General features: G+C 66.7%; 18 protein-coding genes. 9 read left to right on the forward strand and 9 right to left on the reverse strand.

Annotated features, from left to right (window positions below; all coding sequences use genetic code 11):
• Nucleotides 1-47 precede the first annotated feature (47 nt).
• On the forward strand, nucleotides 48-443 hold the full coding sequence (locus BKH20_RS06025) for a metal-sulfur cluster assembly factor (protein WP_075370991.1): 396 nt from the start codon (nucleotides 48-50) through the stop codon (nucleotides 441-443).
• Nucleotides 444-462: 19 nt separating this feature from the next.
• Here BKH20_RS06025 and BKH20_RS06030 read toward each other — a convergent pair whose 3' ends face one another.
• Together BKH20_RS06030 and BKH20_RS06035 are read right to left on the reverse strand one after the other, a co-directional pair.
• Nucleotides 463-858, reverse strand: a complete 396-nt coding sequence (locus BKH20_RS06030) for a DUF488 domain-containing protein (RefSeq protein WP_075390340.1) — start codon at nucleotides 856-858, stop codon at nucleotides 463-465.
• 76 nt (nucleotides 859-934) lie between these two features.
• The gene (locus BKH20_RS06035) at nucleotides 935-1,750 is read right to left on the reverse strand and encodes a MerR family transcriptional regulator (RefSeq protein WP_075390341.1); all 816 of its coding nucleotides are present in this window, start codon (nucleotides 1,748-1,750) and stop codon (nucleotides 935-937) included.
• A 190-nt stretch (nucleotides 1,751-1,940) separates the two neighbouring features.
• Here BKH20_RS06035 and BKH20_RS06040 point away from each other — a divergent pair, with 190 nt between their 5' ends.
• The 5 genes from BKH20_RS06040 (at nucleotide 1,941) to BKH20_RS06060 (ending at nucleotide 5,747) form a co-directional block, all read left to right on the forward strand.
• Entirely contained in the window at nucleotides 1,941-2,690 is a 750-nt protein-coding gene (locus BKH20_RS06040; protein ID WP_075390342.1) for a hypothetical protein, read from the forward strand.
• A 120-nt stretch (nucleotides 2,691-2,810) separates the two neighbouring features.
• Entirely contained in the window at nucleotides 2,811-3,149 is a 339-nt protein-coding gene (locus BKH20_RS06045) for an S-adenosylmethionine decarboxylase family protein (protein ID WP_081381882.1), read from the forward strand.
• Nucleotides 3,146-3,913: a hypothetical protein gene (locus BKH20_RS14230; RefSeq protein WP_075390344.1), complete on the forward strand. Its 768-nt coding sequence runs from the start codon at nucleotides 3,146-3,148 to the stop codon at nucleotides 3,911-3,913. The genes BKH20_RS06045 and BKH20_RS14230 overlap by 4 nt, the downstream gene beginning before the upstream one ends.
• 51 nt (nucleotides 3,914-3,964) lie before the next feature.
• Nucleotides 3,965-4,210, forward strand: coding sequence for a DUF350 domain-containing protein (locus tag BKH20_RS06055; RefSeq protein ID WP_070658590.1), 246 nt, complete (start codon nucleotides 3,965-3,967; stop codon nucleotides 4,208-4,210).
• 10 nt (nucleotides 4,211-4,220) lie between these two features.
• The gene (locus BKH20_RS06060; protein WP_075390345.1) at nucleotides 4,221-5,747 is read left to right on the forward strand and encodes a polyamine aminopropyltransferase; all 1,527 of its coding nucleotides are present in this window, start codon (nucleotides 4,221-4,223) and stop codon (nucleotides 5,745-5,747) included.
• 46 nt (nucleotides 5,748-5,793) lie between these two features.
• On the opposite strand, the gene BKH20_RS06065 is transcribed toward BKH20_RS06060, so the two are convergent.
• Both BKH20_RS06065 and ypfJ read right to left on the reverse strand, forming a co-directional pair.
• A complete protein-coding gene (locus BKH20_RS06065) occupies nucleotides 5,794-6,306 on the reverse strand; it encodes a flavodoxin domain-containing protein (protein WP_075390346.1) in 513 nt (170 codons plus the stop codon).
• 192 nt (nucleotides 6,307-6,498) lie between these two features.
• On the reverse strand, nucleotides 6,499-7,407 hold the full coding sequence (ypfJ, locus tag BKH20_RS06070; protein ID WP_075370984.1) for a KPN_02809 family neutral zinc metallopeptidase: 909 nt from the start codon (nucleotides 7,405-7,407) through the stop codon (nucleotides 6,499-6,501).
• Between the two features lie 150 nt (nucleotides 7,408-7,557).
• On the opposite strand from ypfJ, the gene BKH20_RS06075 reads away from it, so the two are divergent.
• A complete protein-coding gene (locus BKH20_RS06075) occupies nucleotides 7,558-8,613 on the forward strand; it encodes a quinone-dependent dihydroorotate dehydrogenase (protein WP_075390347.1) in 1,056 nt (351 codons plus the stop codon).
• 44 nt (nucleotides 8,614-8,657) lie between these two features.
• Here BKH20_RS06075 and BKH20_RS06080 read toward each other — a convergent pair whose 3' ends face one another.
• The gene (locus tag BKH20_RS06080; protein WP_075390348.1) at nucleotides 8,658-9,266 is read right to left on the reverse strand and encodes a DUF3043 domain-containing protein; all 609 of its coding nucleotides are present in this window, start codon (nucleotides 9,264-9,266) and stop codon (nucleotides 8,658-8,660) included.
• Between the two features lie 41 nt (nucleotides 9,267-9,307).
• Here BKH20_RS06080 and BKH20_RS06085 point away from each other — a divergent pair, with 41 nt between their 5' ends.
• Together BKH20_RS06085 and BKH20_RS06090 are read left to right on the forward strand one after the other, a co-directional pair.
• Nucleotides 9,308-10,696, forward strand: coding sequence for a dipeptidase (locus tag BKH20_RS06085; RefSeq protein ID WP_075390349.1), 1,389 nt, complete (start codon nucleotides 9,308-9,310; stop codon nucleotides 10,694-10,696).
• A 40-nt stretch (nucleotides 10,697-10,736) separates the two neighbouring features.
• A complete protein-coding gene (locus tag BKH20_RS06090; RefSeq protein ID WP_070658576.1) occupies nucleotides 10,737-11,987 on the forward strand; it encodes a glycerate kinase in 1,251 nt (416 codons plus the stop codon).
• Between the two features lie 43 nt (nucleotides 11,988-12,030).
• Here BKH20_RS06090 and BKH20_RS06095 read toward each other — a convergent pair whose 3' ends face one another.
• The 4 genes from BKH20_RS06095 to BKH20_RS06110 all read right to left on the reverse strand — a co-directional run bounded on the left by BKH20_RS06095 (nucleotide 12,031) and on the right by BKH20_RS06110 (nucleotide 17,150).
• Nucleotides 12,031-13,044, reverse strand: coding sequence for a LacI family DNA-binding transcriptional regulator (locus tag BKH20_RS06095; RefSeq protein ID WP_070658575.1), 1,014 nt, complete (start codon nucleotides 13,042-13,044; stop codon nucleotides 12,031-12,033).
• Nucleotides 13,045-13,239: 195 nt separating this feature from the next.
• Nucleotides 13,240-14,169, reverse strand: a complete 930-nt coding sequence (locus BKH20_RS06100) for a sugar ABC transporter permease (protein WP_081381252.1) — start codon at nucleotides 14,167-14,169, stop codon at nucleotides 13,240-13,242.
• A 30-nt stretch (nucleotides 14,170-14,199) separates the two neighbouring features.
• Nucleotides 14,200-15,774: an ABC transporter permease subunit gene (locus tag BKH20_RS06105; protein ID WP_075390350.1), complete on the reverse strand. Its 1,575-nt coding sequence runs from the start codon at nucleotides 15,772-15,774 to the stop codon at nucleotides 14,200-14,202.
• Between the two features lie 89 nt (nucleotides 15,775-15,863).
• Nucleotides 15,864-17,150, reverse strand: coding sequence for a sugar ABC transporter substrate-binding protein (locus tag BKH20_RS06110; protein WP_081381613.1), 1,287 nt, complete (start codon nucleotides 17,148-17,150; stop codon nucleotides 15,864-15,866).
• Between the last annotated feature and the right edge of the window lie 60 nt (nucleotides 17,151-17,210).

A 17,210-nucleotide genomic window follows, 5' to 3' on the forward strand; every position in this document is an offset into this window, starting at 1 on the left:
TGTCGCCACCGTCCGACTCGCGAGGAAGAAGAAAGAAGGAAGAAGCCATGAGTGACAGCCCCAGCGGGATGCCGGCAGCCGCCGACAACCCCATGGCCGCCCAGCAGCCGCCGACCCCCGTCGCCAGCACCGAGGGAGTCGACGTCGCCGCCGTTGAGGAGGCCCTGCGTGACGTCATCGACCCCGAGCTCGGTATCAACGTCGTCGACCTCGGGCTGCTCTACGGGGTGTCGATCGAGCCTGACGGGACCGTCGTGCTCGACATGACCCTGACCACCGCCGCCTGTCCGCTCACCGACGTCATCGAGGAGCAGGCTCAGCAGGCCCTGTCCCTCATCGCCGACAAGGTCCGCATCCAGTGGGTGTGGCTGCCGCCGTGGGGGCCGGACAAGATCACCCCTGAGGGCCGCGAGCAGCTGCGCGCCCTGGGCTTCAACGTCTGAGGCCCCGTCGAGGCCGCCGTCAGGTCAGGTCCTCCTCGACACCGAGGATCGCCTCACGCAGGACGCGCGCGTGGCAGTGGACGTGGTCGTGACCGGCGAACAGGAGCGTCACCCGCCCCTTGAGGGCCTCGTGACGCAGGTGCTCGACGGCGGCGACCGCCTCGGGCCTCTCGGTGAGCTCGTCCCGGTAGGCCTCGATGAACTGGGGCCAGGGCAGGTCCCCACTGTGGAAGGCCCGCCGCAGCTCGGTCGTGGGGGTGGCGTCCTTGGCCCACTCGTCGAGGGCGGCGCGCTCCTTGGAGACGCCACGGGGCCAGAGCCGGTCCACCAGGACCCGTGCTCCGTCCTCGGCGCTGGGCTCCTCGCGGATGCCTTTGAGGATCACGCTGTCTGACGAGGGAAGATGCTGGCTCATGCCTGCGACGCTACTCTCCTCAGCTGGTGGCGCGCTCCCATCGGCTCGTAGCGAACCGGACGTGCTCGAGGGGCGCTTACTCGCTCGAGCGCCAGCGATCAATCGCGGTGAGGAACTCGCGTTCCAAGGCCCGGGTGAGTCGTGCATCGGGGTAGCCGGTGGCGCCGATGAGGCAGAAGAGTCCCCGCACCGACTCGGTATCGACGCTGCTGGCCAGGGCTGCAAGGCGCTCAGGCGGCAGCCGGGCCTCCATCCGGGAGATCATGGCCTGGGCGCGCTGCTCGATCTGCGCGTCTGACATCTCGGCCGGATCCTGGGCGTAGAGGGCCAGTGACTCCGCATCGTAGTCAGGATCGGGGTCCATGAAGAGGAACTCCGCCTCCGGCGGCATCTGGCCGCGGTAGCAGGCCAGGTCGGTCAGGTCGCGCTCCTTGCGCACGGCGCAGCGGGTGGCCTCGTCGGCAGCGGCCAGCTCGAGCCGGTCGAAGAAGGCCGCCATGCGCGGGGACATCGGTGAGACAGTCGAACCGGCCCGGGCTCGCTCCAGCAGACCGGCGAGCATGTCCCTCTGTCTGGTCACCTCGGCCAGGTGATCCTCGACGGCGGCCAGGGCCCCGGCCAGGTCCTCGACCACGGAGCCGGCTGCCGCGCGCGCTTCGTCGCTCCGCTCGACGTCGGTTATCTCGGGCTCGTCGAGAACGCGTGTGATGGTCTCCAGGGACACGCCGGCCTGGACCAGCCAACGAATCCGGGAGAGCCGGGCGACGTGGCTCAGGTCGTAGTCGCGCCAGCCGCCGCGTTCACCGGGAATCGGAAGCAGCCCCTGCGAGTGGTAGTAGCGCACCGTGCGCACGGTCGTCCCGGTCAGCTCGGCGATCTCAGCAACACGCATGGAAACAGTCTCACACGGCACCCGAACCCTGAACCGTTCGGATCTGCGTGGTGGGGCCGGATCATGGGGAGCGCGAACCGTTTGCCGGGGCATGCCCGCGTTGCTACTGTGCCCGCGTGATGACAGGCGGATCAGGTACCGACGGCGGCAGCGGCGCCCCGTCTCGCCCTGAGCAGGTGGGAGGGTCCTGGTGAACAGCACGCGAGGCAACCTGCAGGTCGGTGACCTGCTCCAGGGCAGTGCAGGCGCCCTGTCGGTCAGAGGCTGCCTGCTATTCAAGGAGTGGGACTCCCAGGACCACTGCTTCTACTACTGGGAGGAGTGGCAGCTCGTCGGGGCCAGCAACGCCGACACCTGGGTCGAGGTCGATCACGATCCCGGCGAGGTCCTCTTCTACGAACCCGTTCGTCTCCAGGAGAAGATTGAGCCGTGGGCCCTGACCGTCGGCCAGATGATGCAGCTGACGATCGACGGCGTCCTGCACCGGGGCATGGTTGAGGAGGTGACCACCGGAACGCTCGAGAACGTCATCGGTTCGCCGGTGTGTCCACTCAACATCGGCGAGACCATGACCTACGCCGAGGTGCGGTTGACGGACCCGGCCGGTGTGACCAGCAGGCTGACCATCGACAGCCACCGTTTTCGTGACCTCCTGGCCTACCGCAAGACCTCCTTGTCCACTGCTCAGCAGAAGCAGCTCTTCGGGCGGGTCCTGTACAACCGCCGATCCGTCACCGGAAGAACCGGCCGGAACATCGGATGCGTGGTCGTCGCCGCCTTCGTCAGTATCGTGCTCGTCGGCGGACTGTTCTCCGCGTGCTCCAACCCCAGCCGCTCCAGTGGCGATGCCGATCCCACCAGCACCTCGCACTCGGGCTCCTCGCGGAGCTATCGTCACCGCCCGGTCTACGGGGGTGGCGGAGGCGGAGTCGGCAAGTAGGCCCGCCCCATCGGCGACGGGCTTCCCGCCATGGGTTGTCGACGGCGGGGGAGTGAGGGTGGGGACCTCACCCCGTTTGTCGGCTGCCTGCCTCGTTGCTACCGTGCTCGCGTGAGTGCGGTGAGCCTGTGTTCTGTCAGCTATAAGATCAGTGGCGGCGAGCCGCATGCGCTCAACGATCTGTCCACCATGGAGTCGATTCTTCTGACTGCCGCCCGGACGGCGGGACTGACGGCCGTCTCCAGCGCTCACCACCGCTTCGAGCCCCAGGGGCTGAGCGCCGTCATCATTCTGTCTGAGTCTCATATCGCCGCCCACACCTGGCCCGAGTCCGGAACCGGCTACGTGACGCTCACCAGCTGCCGTACGCTGTCCTCCGCGCAGATCGAGGCCGTGGGGGAGATGGTACGCAGGCGCCTGCGGGCCCAGCAGGTGACCAGCTCAGGGATCACGCTGTGAGTATCAGAGGTGATCTGAGAGTCGGTGAGACACTTCGAGGTTCCCTGAGGAAGAGGAGCCGCTCCTACACCGTCATGGGGCGAGTTGTCCTGAAGCGACGGGATCAAGGAAGCCGGCGCTTCATCCGGTGGGAGCAGTGGCGCCTGATCGACGACGACGGTCAAGAGTTCTGGCTTGAGATCCACCGAGATACCAACAAGGTTGTTCTTCTTGAGCCGGTTCCTGTTCAGCCGACGATCGATCCGCTCACGCTCGAGGTGGGCCAGACCCTGCGGCTGAAGGTCAATGGTCGATCGTATTCCGTTGAGGTCAAGAACGTACACCGAGCCGATATTGACCATAAGGTAGGAACCATCCCACATCTGATAGGAGCTGTTACAACAACGACATGCGTTGAGCTCCGGGTCAAAGGGGCGAGGAAGCCTCTCTCCAGCATCGTGATCGATGAGCATCGCCGCCGGGAGCACGAGGCATATCGCATCACGACCCTCGCGCCTGAGCAACAGTCCAAGATCTTCGGTCGGTATGTGAGTCGACCGTGGTGGGCGCCAGGCGTTGCACGAAGGCTTGGCCGGTGGATCTCCTCGGTAGGCCCTGGACTTTGGGGTGGTTGGAAGTCACCTCTATTCTGGTTCATTCCGTTTCTTATCCTGATGACGATCCTTGCGTGGACTGATGATGACGATTTCAATCCTGCGGAGGACGGCTCCGTCTTCCGGAACCGCTCGGTCTACGGCGGCGGGGGCGGCGGCGTCGGAAAATAACCTGGAGCCCACTCACCCAACCCCTCGACGGTCACACACGAAGGAGAAGACATGTCGCTCATGACCATCGCTGGCCACTCATCGGTCGACCTCAACTGGCAGTCACTGCTGAGCACCATCGTCTACGCGGTGCTCGGAGTGGTCCTGCTCATGGTGTTCGCGCTGCTCGTCAACCGTATCTTCCGCCTTGACCTCAGACGCGAGCTCATCGAGGACCAGAACATCGGCCTGGGGGTCGCCTTCGCCGGCACGGCGCTCGCGATCGCCATCATCATCGCCGCCACCATCCTGAGCTGAGCGGCGAACCATGACCCACGGTCGAATCGGGCGACGAGAGAACGTCGCCCTGTTCACTGCGGCCCTGCTTGCCGCGATCGGCGGACTCATCTACGAGCTCATCCTGGGCACGGCCGCCTCCTACCTCTTGGGCGACTCCGTCCTCAGTTTCAGCCTGGCCACCGGCATCACCCTGTTCGGCATGGGCATCGGCTCGCTGCTGGTCAACCGCTTCCACACCGCACCGGCGGTCGTCTTCGGTGTCAGCGAGGTGCTGCTGGGCCTCATCGGCGGCAACTCCGTCCTCCTGCTGTACCTGGCCTTCGGGCGCACCCGACTGCACTGGGTCGTCTTCGGCGGCATCAGCCTGACCATCGGCATCCTCATCGGCCTGGAGATCCCGCTGCTGGTGCGGACCTTCGCCGCCTTTGGGCGCCGCTCGACCAGTGAGCTGCTCGGCAAGGTCATGGCCATCGACTACTTCGGGTCACTGGTGGCCTCCCTGGTCTTCCCCCTGGTGCTCCTCCCACAGCTCGGGCTCATGCGCGGGGCCTATCTGGTCGGGGCTTTCAACGTGCTGGTCGCACTGCTCGTCCTGCTCCAGGTGCGCACACCTCGCAAGATCCTGTGGGCGGCCACTGCTGCCGTCGTGGCACTTGTCGGCATGTTTGCAGCCGCCAACCGCATCGAGCGCAGCGTGGAGGCGCTGACCTACAACGACCCGATCGTCTACTACCAGCAGACCGCCTACCAGAAGGTCGTCCTCACCAAATACCAGGACGACCTGCGTCTGTACCTCAACGGCCAGCTCCAGTTCTCCAGCCTGGACGAGGCCAGGTACCACGAGACCCTGTCCGCCAGTGCCATGACCTCGGTGAAGGATCCCGCCCATGTCCTCGTCCTCGGCGGCGGCGACGGCCTGCTGGCCCGGGAGATCCTGCGCTACCCCAGCGTCACGGACATCACCATCGTGGACATCGACCCCGACGTCACCGAGCTGGCGCGGAGCAACCGCCTGCTCAAGGACCTCAACCACGCCTCCCTGTCCGACCCCAGGGTCAAGGTCGTCAACGACGACGCCTTCACCTACGTCCAGGACTCCAAGGCGACCTACGACGTCGTTCTCATTGACCTGGTCGACCCCTCCAACGAGAAGCTCGCCAAGCTCTACTCCACCGAGTTCTACCGGAACATCGAGGCGCGCCTGGCACCCGAGGGCGTCATGGTCACCCAGGCCACCTCCACCTTCTTCTCACCCCATGCCTTCTCCACAGTGGCCAGCACCGTTGCAGCCGCTCAGCCGGATCGACAGATCCTGCCCTTCTCCACCAACATCCCCTCCTTCGGGGAGTGGGGCTTCATTCTGTCCACCAAGACGCCGCAGAACCTCATCAGCCAGCCGTTGCCCAAAGGCCTGACCTACCAGGACCGGCAGACCCTGGAGTTCATCATGCGAACCAAACCGGCCCGTACCGAGGCCATGGAGCCCTCCACCCTCCTGCATCCGCGGATCGTCGAGGTCTACAACCAAGACATGCGGCAGTGGCGCTACTACTGAACCATTCAGGTATTCGTCCGTGCAGGTGTCGCGGAGAGCCCCGCCGCTATCTGCTGCCCAGCGAGACCGCGAGCTCGCGTCCCCAACTGCGGGCGTCGCTCTCCTGGCCGGCGGCCAGCGGACCCTTGTTCGCCGCGACCACGAAGTTCCTGACCGACGCCGTGCGCCGCCCCTGTTGACGCTGCAACGCCTTGGCGATCGCCTTGGCCGCTGAACCGCTGAGCCAGCTCTTGGAGATGACCGTGTCGAAGGCAACGACATCGGTGGAGACCGGGACCGTGGCAGTCCTCAGCCACTCGCCGACCCCCGGGGAGACCTTGCCCGGCTCCGCCTGCGCACGTGCCTTGGCCCGCGTGGCCGCGGTCGGCAGGCCCCAGTTGTGAGTGGGAGCTCCCAGGACGAGCAGATCCAGGTCTGCCAGCAGGGCGCCCGGAGCCCCATCGACGTCAACGACCTGGGCCTCGGCGCCGCCCTCAATCAGTCCGGCGGCAACGGCCTCGGCGACGGCCCGGGTATTGCCGAAGCAGGACTCGACAATGATGAGCACCCTCCCGGTCATGGTGTCCTCCTGAAGTCTCGTACCGGCGATGTCGCTGGTGACGGGGGTGTCATGAGCCCAGTGTCGGGTGTGACGCCACGTCACACGCAAACGGGGCTCGCCGCGCAGAAGGCGGCGGGCCCCATCAGGCCGAGAGGATCGGCGGGGAGGCAGGACGAGCCAGGGCGACGAGCGGCGTCGCCGCGGCTCGTCTCAGAGCTGGGAGGCGTCAACGGCGAAGGTGTTGCAGGCCTGCATCGAACCGGAGTTCATTCCTGTGGTGAACCAGCGCACGCGCTGCTCGGAGGAGCCGTGGGTCCACGTGTCGGAGTCGACGTGCCCCCTGGCCCGCTCCTGGATGTGGTCGTCGCCCACGGCCTCGGCCGCGCCCAGCGCACCCTTGATCTCCTCACTACTGGGGCGGTTGAGGAAGGGCTTGCCGGTGTCCGGGTCCGGGGTGGAGGAGGCGTGGTTGACCCAGATCCCCGCGTAGCAGTCCGCCTGGAGCTCCAGACGCACCGAGTCGGAGGTCGCACCGCTGCCCGAACGGTCGGCCTTGGCCATCTGCCCGGTCAGGTGCTGGATATGGTGGCCGAACTCATGGGCCACGATGTACTCCTCCGCCAAGGGCGTGTCAGTGGCCCCCAGGGAGCGCTCCATCTCGGAGAAGAAGCTCATGTCCAGGTAGACCGTCCGGTCCCCTGAGCAGTAGAAGGGACCCACCGCCGAGGATGCGTTGCCGCAGGCCGAGGAGATCTGGGTGCCGTCCCACAGGACGAACTCGGGCTTGGCGTACTTGAGCCCCGCCTGGGCGGGCAGCTGCTCGGTCCACACCGCGTCAAGGGACTCGGCGGTGGCCACCATACGGCACTGGGTGTACTTGTTGGCGCTGTCCCCGCTGGTGCACACGGAGGTGTCGATCGATGAGGCCGTCGACGTCGTCGTCCCAGTCTGCTGCTGCGTCCCCAGCATGGAGGTCAGGTCCACTCCCGTGAGCTGGGAGATGAGGACGACGGCGATGACGGTCAGGATCGATCCGCCGCCGATCATGGCGCCCCGGCCTGCGCCGGAACGGGTCTGGACCCGGTTGGGGTCGAGCTGGATATCGCGGTTGAAGGACACTAGCCACCTCTGAGAACACGCCTGCAATGAGGCTTGGACGACGCCCACGCTACCGTGACACCGTCACCGGTGCGAAGCGGGAACACCGAGGAGAATAATGGCGGGAGCCTGCACGGGCCCTGGAAGACCCGGTCGGGGTAGCCTGATGCCGTGCTCTACGACCTGCTGTACAAGACCGTGCTCACCCGTATCGACCCCGAGCTGATCCACGACGTGTGCCTGGACGCGATCGAGGTCACCGGCAAGGTTCCCCTCGTCAGAGACGTGGTGCGCCAGATGTGGGGGCGCCGGCCGGTCTTCCCCGTTCCCTCGGCCAACCAGGGCGGTCCCTTCGCTCGTCCCGTGCCCGGCATCCTGGGACTCGCAGCGGGGATGGACAAGGAGGGGCAGGCCGTTGAGGGCCTGGACATGCTCGGCTTCGGCTTCATCGAGGTCGGCACGTTCACCGCCCGCCCCCAGGGCGGCAACGACAAGCCCCGCATGTGGCGCTACCCGCAGATGCGCGCCGTACGCAACCGCATGGGCTTCAACAACTCCGGGGCGGATGAGGCCGCCAAGCGCCTGCGGGCCCTGCGCCGCACCCCGCGAGGACGCTCCATCGTCGTCGGTGCGAACATCGGCAAGACCAAGGTAACCCCGCTTAACGAGGCGGTGGACGACTACCGCTACTCGGCCGCAGCAGTGGCCCGGTGGGTCGACTACCTCGTCGTCAACGTCTCCAGCCCCAACACCCCCGGGCTGCGCAGCCTGCAGAGCGTTGAGATGCTGCGCCCGATCCTCGAGGCGGTGCGCGAGGCCGCCGACCGCGCCGCCAGGCGGCACGTCCCGCTCCTGGTCAAGATCGCCCCCGACCTGGCTGACGAGGACATCGACGCCGTTGCGCAGCTGGTCCTGGACATGGGGCTCGACGGGGTGGTGGCCACCAACACGACCATCGACCACGACCTGAGGGAGGGTGGCCTGTCCGGCGCGCCTCTTCTTCCCCGCGCTCTGGAGGTCGTGCGCCGTCTGCGCCGCGGGCTGGGGCAGGAGCCCACGATCATCGGTGTCGGCGGCATCTCCTCCGTCATGGACGCCGAGCTCATGCTCGACGCAGGAGCGGACCTGCTTCAGGCCTACACGGCCTTCATCTACAACGGTCCCGCCTGGCCGGGGCGCATCAACCGGGCCCTGGCCACCGGCTCCGCCGCTCGAACGACTGCCTGACTCCCCACGGAGTCCGGGGCCGTCCCAAAGCGGACCGGAACGGATCAGGAGGGGTACTGGCCCCGCTTGACCAGGGCGGCGGGACGGCGCCAGCGCCGCAGCATGAAGCAGCGCGACATGACGTAGAAGACGATCATCCCCTCGTCCTTGACCCGCTCCTGGCCGAACTTCGCGGTCAGGCGGCGGCGCAGGCGCGCCCAGCACCAGACGGCGTCGGCGATCGCCGCCAGCAGGTAGCCGTTCATCGCCAGTATTGTGTAGAAGCTGATAAGCGGGTACTGGGGCAGGAGGCGGGTGAACGTGAAGGATATGACGATCAGGATGAAGACGAGGGGCATGAAGTACTCGCCCAGACAGAAGCGCGCGTCGACGTAGTCGCGGATGTAGCGCTTGACCGGCCCCTTCTCCCGGGACGGGAGGTACTTCTCCTCACCGGTGACCATGGCCTTGTTCTGGCGCTTCCAGGCGGCTTCGCGGGCCGCTCGCGCCTCCCGCTTGGCGGCCGCACGGTCCTTGGGGACCACCGGGTGCAGGTTCTTGGCCTGCTGGTCCTTGCGCCGGGGCGTGGGGCGTCCCTTGCCGCCGGGCTTGGGGGAGGGCTCGACCACGGGCTCCGGCTCAGGGGTCTGGCTGCGCTTCTTGAACAGGCTCACGGTGCCAAGACTAGCGGCAGCGGCGCGATACCCTGAAAACCATGATCACCGTTGATGCCGTGCGCACCGCCGTGCACACCTCCATGCCCGCCATCGTCTCCGACCTGACGGACCTGGTCGCGATCCCCTCGGTCTCGTCCTCCAGCCACGACCAGTCCCAGGTCCGGCGCTCCGCCGAGGCGGTGGCCGCGCTCCTGCGCGACAGCGGTCTGGATGCCGAGATCCTCTCGGTGCCCGCCCCTGACGGGACCCCCGGCCGGCCCGCCGTCCTGGCCCACAAGGCCGGCCCGGACGGCAGCCCGCACGTCCTGCTCTACTCCCACCACGACGTCCAGCCCGTCGGCGACCCGACCGGCTGGGGCCAGGCCGACCCCTTCACCGCCGAGCGGCACGGGGAGCGGATGTTCGGACGCGGAACCGCTGACGACAAGGCCGGCGTCATCACCCACGCCCACGCCCTGCGCATCCTGGCCTCTCTGGCCGACGGCGAGCTGCCCTGCTCCGTGACGGTCTTCATCGAGGGTGAGGAGGAGGTGGGCAGCCCCTCCTTCGAGAACTTCCTGACCACCCACTGCGACCGGCTGGCCTCCGACGTCATCGTCGTGGCCGACTCCTCCAACTGGGAGGTCGGCACCCCGTCCCTGACCACCACGCTGCGCGGCGTCGTCCAGGTCGACGTCCGCCTCGACATGCTCGACCACGCGCTTCACTCCGGTCAGTACGGCGGCCCCGTGCTGGACGCCGCCACCGCCATGTGTCGTCTGATCGCCTCCTGCCACGACGAGGCCGGTGACGTCGCCGTGGCCGGGCTGGTCAGCCGGTCCCAGGCCGACGCCGACTTCCCCGACTACCCGGAGGCCGACTTCCGCGCCGACGCCGGAGTCCTTGACGGTGTTGAGCTCTCCGGCACCGGTGACCTCACCGCCCGGCTGTGGACCAAGCCCTCCCTGACGCTCATCGGCATGGACGTCACGCCCCTGGACCTGGCCGGCAACGTCCTGACGCCGTCGTGCACGGCCCGGCTCTCGCTGCGCATCGCACCCGGGCAGGACCCGGCCGCGGCCCAGGAGGCCCTGGTCACCCACCTGGAGAAGCACGTGCCCTTCCGGGGCCGTCTGACCGTCACCGGCCGTGAGGCCGGGCCCGCCTTCGACGGCTCCGAGGTCACCCCCGCCTCCGAGGCCGCCCACTGGGCCCTGTCCACGGCCTGGGACACCGAGGCCGTCAACATCGGACAGGGCGGCTCCATCCCCTTCATCGCCACCCTCAAGGAGACCTTCCCCGACGCCCAGGTGCTCGTCACCGGGATCGAGGACCCCGACACCCGGGCCCACAGCGAGAACGAGTCCATGCACCTGGGCGAGCTCGAGCACATCGTGGTCGCCGAGGCCCTCCTCCTGGCCCGCCTGGGCGGCGCCATCGACTCATGACGACCAGTGCTCGCCGAGCCCGCCACCGGAGACCGAGCACATGAAGGTTCTTCTCGCCCCTGGTGGGCTGTGGCCCGAGCCCGCTGGAGTGCCTCTGGCGGGCTCGGGACCAGGTCTCGCCCCGGGCCACGTCGCCTCCTGCCTGGCGCGTGGCTGGCGGGAGGCGCGCCCCCACGACTCCCTGACCCTGCTGCCCATGGCGGACGGCGGACCAGGCTCGGCCCAGGTGATCGCCCCTGAGCAGGTCGCCTCCCGGGAGGTCATTCAGGGGCGGGGACCGCTCGGACAGGTCAGAGAGGTCGACCTGGTGCGTCTGCTTCCCAAGCCGACACCATTCGGCAACCGGCGCCGCGGCGAGGCAAGCACCTGGTTCCTGGACGCCGCTCGGCTCCTGGCGCTTCCGGCCGATCCCGATGAGGCGGCCCAGGAGGCGCTGGAGGGGAACACCTCCGGCCTGGGAGGAGTCATCGGAGCCGCCCTGAGCCGTACCGGGCCCTTGGACACACTCCTGGTGGGGTTGTCGCGCTCCGCCGTTCACGACGGGGGCCTGGGAGTCATGGACGCGCTCGGGGGCCTGCGAGTGGCCAAGGACCTGCTGTCGCGCCGCAGCCTCGGACTCGTTCTGGCTGACGACATCGCTCTGGGAGGCATGAACGGCGCCGGGGCGGCCCTGACGAGCATCACCTCCATCAGCCCTGAGCTGGCACAGGAGCTGGACCGCCGCGCCTGCTCCCGCGCGATGGAAGTCGTCAGCGCGGCCCAGGGCCTCGATCCCGGTGCCGTCGGCCCACGCAGATCCCTGCCTGTCGTCTCCGTGCTCGACGACGTCGGGCCCTCCGCCTCCGAGCACGCGTCGAACTCCGCCGGGAACGCTCGCCTGAGCGCGTCTTTCTGGGGAACCGGGGCGGGCGGGGGCAGCGCCCTGGTGCTGCGGGCCCTGGGTGCGTGGGTGCGGCCCGGTGCGCGAGCCATGGCGGAGATCCTCGCTCTGAGCGATGCCGTTCGCGGTCAGGACCTGGTCGTCGCGGCCTGGGGAGAGCTCTACGACGTTCTGGCCGACGGCGTCGTGGGCGTCGTCGGCCAGCAGGCCGCCTCGCAGGCGCTGCCGTGCATCGTGGTGTGCGGGCGCTGCGCCGTCAGCCGCGGTGAGCTGGCCGCTGCCGGCGTCACCACCGCCTACGGGCTGCAGGAGGCTCATGCCACCGAGCCCTGGGACGCGACTGACTCTCACCGGCTGGAGTCACGGCTGACGGACCTCGGCACCCGGCTGGCCCGCACGTGGTCGCGCTGACCGGACGCTTCGCGCCAGGGCGCCGCTGCGAGCGGCGGGCGGCTCAGTCGATGGGGGCCGCGGCGGTCGAGTCGCGCACGATGAGGTCGGGGGCGAAGAGCATCTCGGTGTCGGCCGGCCGCTGCCCGCTGAGCTGTGCGAGGAGCGTGGAGACGGCCGCCCGGCAGATGGACTCCACGGGCTGGCGCACCGTGGTCAGCGGCGGGTCGGTCATGGGGATGAGCGGTGAGTCGTCGTAGCCGATGACGGAGACGTCGTGAGGCACTGACCTTCCCGTCTGGCGCACCCCGTGAACCACGCCCAGGGCCATGACGTCCGAGGAGCACACGATGCCGGTGCAACCCTGCTCCAGCAGGTGAAGGGCTGCGCTGACGCCGCCCTCGTAGGTGTAGAGCGTCTCCACGATCCGCAGCGGCTCCTCGGACAGGCCCTCGCTCATGGCGTCCTCGTAGCCGGAGCGCTTGCGCTGAGCCGGCACCATGCGCATCGGCCCCATGGCCAGACCGATGCGCTGGTGCCCCAGGGCGATGAGGTGATCGACTGCCATCCGGGTCGCCCGTCGGTCATCGGTGGCGAAGCCCGGGGCCTTGATGGTCGGCGCGTTGCCGTTGACCGTCACCAGCGGCACGCCGCGCTCACGTAGGCGCTGGTAGCGGGTGACGTCGCCGGTGGTGTCCGCGTGACGGCCGGAGACGAAGATGATACCGGCGACACCGCGGTCCACGAGCATCTCGATGTACTCGTCCTCGCTGATACCGCCGGGGGTCTGGGTGCACAGCAGGGGAGTGTGCCCGGAGGGCGCCAGGAGCTGCTCGATCTGCTGGGCGAACAGCGGAAAGATCGGGTTGCTCAGCTCGGGCACGATCAGCCCCATGAGACCGCGGGAGGCCTGGTGCACCGACTCGGGACGCTCATAGCCCAGGATGTCGAGCGCAGCGAGCACCTGCCGGCGGGTCGAGTCCGCCACGTTGGACTTTCCATTGAGCACACGCGAGACAGTCGCTGTGGAGACACCCGCCTGGTCGGCGATGTTGGTGAGAGTGAGTCTCTGTGGCATGAGTGAATCCTACGAAGAACGGTCAGGATGGAGGGGCTGATTCGCGTGCACCGACACTGGATCGTCGTGTCCCTCCACTGACCATCATCGCAGGTCATGTGCCGTTCGTGGGAATCCGTGACGGCCATGTGGCGCTGACAGTCCCTGATCTTCGGCCGACGGGGGTGGGGGACGTGCGAAGGTCCCCGACCATGATCAGCCCTTGACCGCGCCCGAGATCGATCCTCCGACGATGTAGCGCTGCAAGTACTGGAACAGGGCGATCACCGGGGCCATGGTGAGGACCGCCCCGGCGGCGAAGATGCCCAGGTTGTTGGAGCGGTCGCCGGCGAGCATGCCGTAGAGCCCCACTGCGAGCGTCTTCTGAGTGTCGTCGGTCAGGATGATCGAGCCCAGGAGGAACTCGCTGATGACGCCCACGAAGGCCAGCAGGAAGGTGGTGGCGATGATCGGCTTGAGCGTGGGCAGAAGGATGATGCGGAAGACCTGCCAGTGCGTGCAGCCATCGATGATGGCCGCTTCATCGAGTTCGCGGGGAATCGTGTCGAAGGTTCCCTTGATGAGCCACACCTGCCCCAGCGCCCCGCCCATGAGCGCCAGGCTGTAGCCGGCCAGGGTGTTGAGGCCGAGGAAGGGGACTACCTGGCCGATGTCGGAGATCATCGTGTAGATGGCGATCATGGACAGGATCGCGGGGAACATCATGATCAGGAGCAGGGCCAGCAGGCCTCCACGGCGCCCGGCGAAGCGGAACCGGGAGAAGGCGTAGGCCCCCAGCAGGGACAGGAAGACCTGGGCGGTGGCCACCACGGTGCAGATGATGATCGTGTTGAGGTACCAGCGCAGGAATGGGCCCCGTACCCCGGACAGCAGGTTCTGGTAGTTGACCAGACTCACCTTGGTGGGGATCAGACCGGTGGATGCCACCGTGCCCAGGGGGTTGAGTGATGCGGAGATGACGTAGAGGACGGGGAAGGCGCCGAAGACCAGGGCGATAACGCCGACGACGTGTCTCCAGCCGATCTCCCGGAACCAGCGTGAGAACGGCATGTGGTTCTCGACGACGGCGCTCTCCTCGGAACCCTTGGATGCGGACTGGGGCACGGACTGCGATGAGGTGCTCATGGTGATGATGTTCTTTCCGAGGTCGGCTGGTCAGTTGACGTCTTCGAGCTTCTTGGTGGCTCGGAACTGCAAGGCGGCCAGGACACCGGTGACGGCGAACAGGACCACGGAGACGGCCGAGGCGAATCCGAAGTCCGAGCCGGCACGGCCGAAGGCAATGCGATAGACCATGGAGATGAGGATGTCGGTTCCGCCTCGCGTGTACTCCCCAGCCGGGAAAGGTCCACCCTCGGTCAGCAGCTGGATGGCATTGAAGTTGTTGAAGTTGAAGGCGAAGGTGCTCACCAGCAGGGGGGCGACGGCGACCAGGAGCAGCGGGGTGATGATGCGCCATGTGGCCTGCATGCCACTGGCGCCGTCCATCTTTGCCGCCTCCTTGACGTCGCCGGAGATGGACTGCAGAGCGCCGGTGCACACGATGAACATGTAGGGGAAGCCCATCCACGTGTTGGTCAGCAGGACGGCGACCTTGGCCATGGTCGGGTCGGACAGCCACGGGATACTGAGGTGCAGCATCCGGTTGATGAGGCCGAAGTCCTGGTTGTAGAAGTTCGACCACACGAGCAGCGAGATGAAGCCGGGGACGGCATAGGGCAGCAGGAGGAAGGAGCGGTAGAGCTTCTTACCCTTGATGCGATCATCATTGAGGGTCAGCGCCAGGAAGAAGCCGAGGCCGAAGGTGAGAAGCACCGATCCCAGGGCGAAGATGATGGTCCACGCGAAGGCCTTGAGGAACTGGGAGGCCAGGTTGCCCTCAGTGAAGAGCCGCGAGTAGTTGGCCAGTCCCACGTTCTGTTTCCAGGACTGGGCCAGGCTCTCGCCCTTGGCGTTGACGAAGTGCTCAGACAGTCCCACCTTCTTGATCGAGTAGACGTCCCCGGTGACGGTGTTGGTGATGGTGTCGGAGGACTCGTTGTAGACCATCCGTTTGGTTCCCTCGAACGCGGTCCTGACGCCCTGAACCTTGACCGTGGTCTTGTCCGTGAAGGGAACCGACATGGTGCTGATGTCCTCGTAGGCGGTGTTGATCTGCCTGGGGGACAGGATCGTGTACCCCTCCGCCTTGGTCACCACGCCGTTGTCAACGGTCACGGTGCTGCCATCGACCTTCTCCAGCTTCTTCCCGTCACTTCCTCGCAGCACTTCCTTGGTCTGCGGATTGACAAGGAACAGTGAGAAGGGCCCTTTGTTGACGTCGCCGTCGGTCGCAACCGACAAGCCATAGGTGGGGGAGTTCTCCGTGCGGACCATGGAGTTGTTGGTGATGGAGGTGATGGCCTCCTCCTTGGTTCCGCGGTACCCGTCTCCGAAATTGGTGAAGGAGGTCTGAATGGTCAGCAAGATGGGGATGATGAGGAAGACGGTGAGGAAGAACGTCCCGGGGAAGAGGTACTTGGCGGGTATGAATCTCCTGGTCGAGTACAGCAGGAACATGGCCCCTGTGGCGATGACGACGACTGCCAGCCACAACCACATCCGGTAGGCGATAAGAAGCGGGACGAGGTAGATCGCTGCGACCAGCGTGAGGGAGAGCACCATAATGCGACCGACAAGACCTCTGATGGTCGTGGTCTTCTCCCTCGGGGTGGTGGATGCGGACGTCATTATCTGCGGGTCCTTTCCAGAAGTGGGAAAGCAGGATGAGGAATAACCGGGTGTGTGGAGAAGCGTTCCGCCTCGGGGCAGGCGACGGGTTATGAACCGTTGATCGACGCCTGGATGGTCTTGCCGACCCCTGTCATGGTGCTCGCAGGGTCGGCGCCCGCGACGATGTTGGCCTGAGCGCGTCCAAAGGGTTCCCACACTGAGGACATGGCGGGGATCGCGGGCATGGGCTCCGCCTTGGCGGAGAGATCCGCGAAGGTGACCATGTCGGGTTGCTCCGTCTTGAGCTTGTCCGCGAGGTCCTTCTGGGCCGGAGGCAGCTCGTTGGAGGGGAACATCGCCGCCGCGAAAGTCATGTCCTTGGCCGCGTCGGCCACGAAGGTCTCGGCGAAGGCCTTGTTCTTTCCGTTGGAGGCCACATAGAAGCAGTCGACTCCCACGAAAGGACGGGCCTGGCTGTCCTTGATATCTTTGAATCCCGGAATCCGAGTGAGCTGGTAGTCGATGCCGGCCTTCTTGATGTCCGCCAGAGCCCATGGCCCCGAGATGAGGTAGGGGGCCTTGCCGTCTGTGAACAAGGAAATGTGGTTGGCGGCTGTGACTGACTTTCTGAGGACTCCCTGCTGGCCGAGCTGGCGGATCTTTTCCGCGGCCTTGATGGATCCCTCCTTGCCGATACCGAGGTCCTCGGGATTGTAGGAGCCGTCCTGGTTCTTACCGAACAGGTAGCCGCCGGCGGCGGTATAGATCGGCTCCATGTTGTAGGCGTCGCCCTTCTCGTCAATGGCCTGAGACAGGATGAGCTCGGTTCCGGCCGCCTTGCCCGCCTCGATCATCTCCTCAATGCTGGCCGGCTGGGTCACTGAGGTCAGTGCCTTGTTGACGAATAGGCCCAGGCACTCGACGGCGTAGGGCGTTGCGTAGATCTGGCCGTCGTAGGTGACGGCCTTGAGCGCGATGTCGGAGTAGTTGGACTCGGCCTCGGGGCTCAGGACGACCGGCCGGATCGCGCTGTTCTGCACCAGGTTGCCGATCCAGTCGTGTGCACCGACGACGACATCGGGGCCGTTACCGGCCTGGTTGGCGGTGACGAAGTTGGGCTGCAAGTCATTGGCGACGGTCTGGACCGCTACCGAGATGCCCTGCTGATTGCCCCAGGTCTTGGCAATCTCCTTGAGAGAGTCTGCCTTCTTCTGATCCGCCCAGATGACCAGGTCGGCGTTGGACCTGTCTCCGGAGGTGTCAGATGCCTGCGAGGCAACACCCCCCGAGGCTGCCGTGCCCGAAGTGCTGCGTGAGCCGGAGCAGGCTGCCAATGTTGGCACGGTGGAGGCCAGGGCCGCCATCGTCAGGAAGGATCGGCGGGTGGGTGCCACAGGGATTCTCCTTCGAATCAGATCCGGAGCGAGGAGTCCCTCGCCTGGCACCATAATTTA

The organism is Actinomyces oris (assembly GCF_001937445.1).
Taxonomy (GTDB): Bacteria; Actinomycetota; Actinomycetes; order Actinomycetales; family Actinomycetaceae; genus Actinomyces; species Actinomyces acetigenes.